We start from the raw sequence: 3,514 nt of genomic DNA, 5'->3' as shown, positions 1-3,514 counted from the left end.
ACGACGACGCCGTCGCCGAGGCACTCAAGGCGCTGCACCGTCGTTGTGCCGATGTGAGGTACCTGGGATCTTGGCCGGCCAACCCCCCGCCGGAGGCACCCGCCGCGCCGCCCGCCGGGGGCTAGCCGAGTGCCCGTGCGGATGGATCCGCAACGGTTCGAGGAAATGGTCGCCGACGCGCTCGACCTGATCCCGCCCGAGCTGGCGGCGGCAATGGACAACATCGTCGTGCTGGTCGAGGACCGCCACCCCGACGACGGCGAACTCCTCGGGTTGTACGAAGGGGTCGCGCTGACCGAGCGTGACTCCGACTACGCCGGATCCCTGCCCGACGCCATCACGATTTACCGCGAGGCGCTGCTGGACGTCTGCGAATCCGACGACGACGTCGTCCAGGAGGTCGCGATCACGGTGATCCACGAGATCGCCCACCACTTCGGCATCGACGACGAGCGGCTGGAGGAATTGGGCTGGGCCTGACGAACGTCGGCCCGTTCTATGGGCGCGGCATCCCGGATTTGTCCGCCGCCGGTGCTATGAACGGGTTATGAGTGCTGACTGCCGCGACTGCCGGGCAGGCTTGGATCACTGTCACGGCACCATCATTCGCCATTCACTGCGCCGCTCCGAATGCACGGAGCCGGATTGCTTCAGCCCCGAGCTGTTGCCGCACGCGTTCGTCGTCGACTGCGATGCCATCGGCTGCGGATGCTCCGAGGCCGTCGCGCTGGCTGTCTGACCGGCCCTCAGCCCATCGGGTCGGTGCTCGAGTGCACCGCGTCGGCGACGGGGGTCGCATCCGCCTCGGGGTAGAACGGTGGCGTCAGGGTCCCCCAGCGCACGCAGCTCCACCGGCCGTCGGTGATGGGTGCCAAGACCACCGATTCGGCGTTGTCGAGGTGGTGGTCCAGCGCGAAGCCGGCGTCCACGCCGGCCAGCACGGCCGCCGCCAGCCGGATCGCCGCGCCATGGCTGACGACGACGATGTCGCCGGCCCAGTCGCGGTCGTCGAGGTAGCGCAGGCGCAGTTCGGTGAGCACCGGCACGTAGCGGTCCAACACGTCGTTGCCGGTTTCCCCGCCGGGCAGCGGGATGTCGAGGTCGCCGTGATGCCACCGCTCGTAGATCGCGTTGAATTCGGCGACGGCATCGTCGTCGCTGCGGTTTTCCAGGCCACCCACCTGGACCTCGTGCACGCCGGGCACCTCGATGGGCGCCATCTCGAGTTCGCCGCCGATCACCCCCGCGGTCTGCGACGCGCGGATCGCAACCGAGTGGGCCAGCAACGCCGGCCGGTGCGCACCTCGCGCGAAGGCACGGGCCTGGTCGCGGCCCAGCGGCGTCAGCTCCGCCCCGGGCGGCCGGGTGTCCAGCCTGCGTTCGACGTTGCTGTAGGACTGGCCGTGTCGCAGTAGCACCAGCCGCCCGGTCATAGCTCCATTCCCCCGGCCGCGGTTTCGGGTTTTCCTTCGCGTAGCCGCGCCAGCCAGCGCGCCGCCTCGTCGGCCGGCGGCGGCAGCACCCCGGCGGGCGAGCCGGTCGGCCAAGATCCCAGGTACCTCACATCGGCACAACGACGGTGCAGCGCCTTGAGTGCCTCGGCGACGGCGTCGTCGTCGATGTGGCCCACACAGTCGGCGAAGAACATGTAGGTGCCCAGCGAGGTCCGGGTCGGCCGCGATTCGATTCGGGTCAGGTCGATGCCGCGGATCCCGAATTCGGTCAGCGCGCCGAGCAGCGCACCCGGCGCGTTGTCGATGCGCAGCACCACCGCGGTGCGGTCGGCACCGGTGCGGGCCGGCGGCGGCCCGGGCAGGCCCACCAGAAGGAAGCGCGTGCGGGCGTTGGGTTCGTCGACCACGCCCTCGGCCAATGCGGCCAGCCCCCAGTGGGCGGCGGCCAGCGGCGAGGTCACCCCGGCGTCGGCCTGGCCTTCGGCCACCTGCCGCGCCGCGTCGGCGTTGGAGTAGGCGGGCCGCAACTCGGCCTCGGGCAGGTGGGTGGCGACCCAGTGCCGCACCTGCGCGGCGGCCACGGAGAACGCCGCCAGGGTGCGCACATCGGCGGCGGTGCGTCCCGGTTGGATGACGATAGTGAAGGCGACGTCCAGGGTGGTTTCGGCGAACACCTGCAGGGGCGAGCCGATGGCCAGGCTGTCGAGGGTGGGCGTCACGGACCCGTCGATCGAGTTCTCGATCGGGACGCAGGCGTACTCCGCCCCGCCGTCGCGGACGGTGTCCAGCGCCGCGGCGGTGCTGTCGATGGGCAGTCGCCGGACCTCGCCGGGGCGGTCGGGAATCAGACCGGCCGCCGTGATCTGCAACAGCGCCGCCTCGGTGAAGGTCCCTTCCGGACCGAGATAAGCGATGCGGACCACGCCACAACCCTAGCGGCGCGGGCCGCCAAACCGCCCTTGCGGCGCCCTGCGTTCTAAGTTAACTTAGGCTTACCTAATTTAAGGAGAATGGTGTTACCGCTGACCGCCTGCCCCGCCCCGACGACCGCCGAACGAATCCGCAGCGCGTGCGTCCGCGCCGGCGGCGCGCTGCTGGCCCTCGAGACCGTGCCGGCGCGCCAGGATCCGGTCGTGACGCCGGTCCATCACCTGCTGCCCGACGGGTCCTTCGCGCTGGCCCTGCCCGGAACGAACGACGGCGTCGCCGGGGCCCAGGCCCTGCTGGAGTTGACGGATTACGCGCCGCTGCCGCTGCGCGAACCGGTGCGATCGCTGGTTTGGGTGCGCGGACGCCTCCGGGAATTTCACCGGGCCGAGGTCGCGGAGACGGTCGACCTGATCGCCGCAGAGTGGCCGCACCCCGCCTTGCTTCAGGTGGACACCCCGCGATGTGCGCCGTCGGACGGGCAGGAGTCGCGGTACACGCTGTTCCGCCTGGAGGTTGCGTCCGTCGTCGTCACCGACGCCACCGGCGCCGAGCCCGTCAGTGTGGAAGATCTCCTCGCGGCGAGTCCCGACCCGTTCTGCGAGGTCGAATCGAACCTGCTGTGGCATCTGGACACCGCCCACTCCGATGTGGTCGCGCGGCTGGTGTCCCGGCTGCCCGCGCCCTTGCGCCGCGGGCAGGTGCGGCCGCTCGGGCTCGATCGCTACGGCGTGCGGTTCCGCGTCGAAGGCCCGGACCGCGACCACGATGTCCGCCTGCCGTTCCACAAGCCGGTGGACGACATGACCGGGTTGAGCCAGGCGATCCGGGTGCTGATGGGCTGCCCCTTCATCAACGGCCTGCGCGCCCGCTCGTAGTCGAACCGCGGGAGGCACCGGCCGGTACGTTAACCGGGTGAACGGCGATCGACCCCCGCACCGGCCGCGTCCCCTCGGACCGTCCGGGTCGCCGGGGCGAAAACCGCCCGAGCCGCGCACCGAGCCGTCACAGGTGATTCGGCGCGGGGCGCCCCCGCCGCGACCGGCCGAACGGACCGCGCCGCTGGGGCGAGCGGCGGCGCCCGACACACGGTGGGGCTCACACAACGCCGCGCCTGCGAGCCGACCGCCCGC

4 protein-coding genes and 2 pseudogenes are annotated in these 3,514 nt (G+C 71.4%); 4 read left to right on the top strand and 2 right to left on the bottom strand.

Translation table 11 applies throughout. The annotated features are described in order from the left end of the window. The 3 genes and pseudogenes from A9X05_RS32145 to A9X05_RS13490 form a co-directional block, all read left to right on the top strand. Positions 1 to 77: pseudogene (locus tag A9X05_RS32145) on the top strand (hypothetical protein); the annotation flags it as partial. 52 nt (positions 78 to 129) lie between these two features. After that, positions 130 to 551, top strand: a pseudogene (locus A9X05_RS13495) (metallopeptidase family protein). Then, positions 548 to 739 carry a hypothetical protein gene (locus A9X05_RS13490; protein ID WP_067755368.1) on the top strand — a complete coding sequence of 64 codons (192 nt, stop codon included), beginning with the start codon at positions 548 to 550 and terminating at the stop codon, positions 737 to 739. The pseudogene A9X05_RS13495 and the gene A9X05_RS13490 overlap by 4 nt, the downstream one beginning before the upstream one ends. A gap of 7 nt (positions 740 to 746) precedes the next feature. Here A9X05_RS13490 and A9X05_RS13485 read toward each other — a convergent pair whose 3' ends face one another. Together A9X05_RS13485 and pheA are read right to left on the bottom strand one after the other, a co-directional pair. Further along, entirely contained in the window at positions 747 to 1,433 is a 687-nt protein-coding gene (locus A9X05_RS13485) for a histidine phosphatase family protein (RefSeq protein ID WP_067781952.1), read from the bottom strand. Continuing rightward, entirely contained in the window at positions 1,430 to 2,377 is a 948-nt protein-coding gene (gene pheA / locus A9X05_RS13480) for a prephenate dehydratase (RefSeq protein ID WP_067781949.1), read from the bottom strand. The genes A9X05_RS13485 and pheA overlap by 4 nt, the downstream gene beginning before the upstream one ends. A gap of 90 nt (positions 2,378 to 2,467) precedes the next feature. Between pheA and A9X05_RS13475 the strand changes: the two genes are divergently transcribed. Beyond that, positions 2,468 to 3,259 (top strand): DUF2470 domain-containing protein, encoded by a 792-nt coding sequence (locus A9X05_RS13475; RefSeq protein WP_156675580.1) that lies wholly within the window; start codon positions 2,468 to 2,470, stop codon positions 3,257 to 3,259. The last annotated feature ends 255 nt before the right edge of the window (positions 3,260 to 3,514 follow it).

Origin of the sequence: Mycobacterium sp. E3298, assembly GCF_001666895.1 — a bacterium.
In the GTDB taxonomy this organism is placed as follows: domain Bacteria; phylum Actinomycetota; class Actinomycetes; order Mycobacteriales; family Mycobacteriaceae; genus Mycobacterium.
The sequence above is the reverse complement of the archived record's forward strand: the minus strand, read 5'-3'. Positions and strand labels throughout refer to the sequence as shown.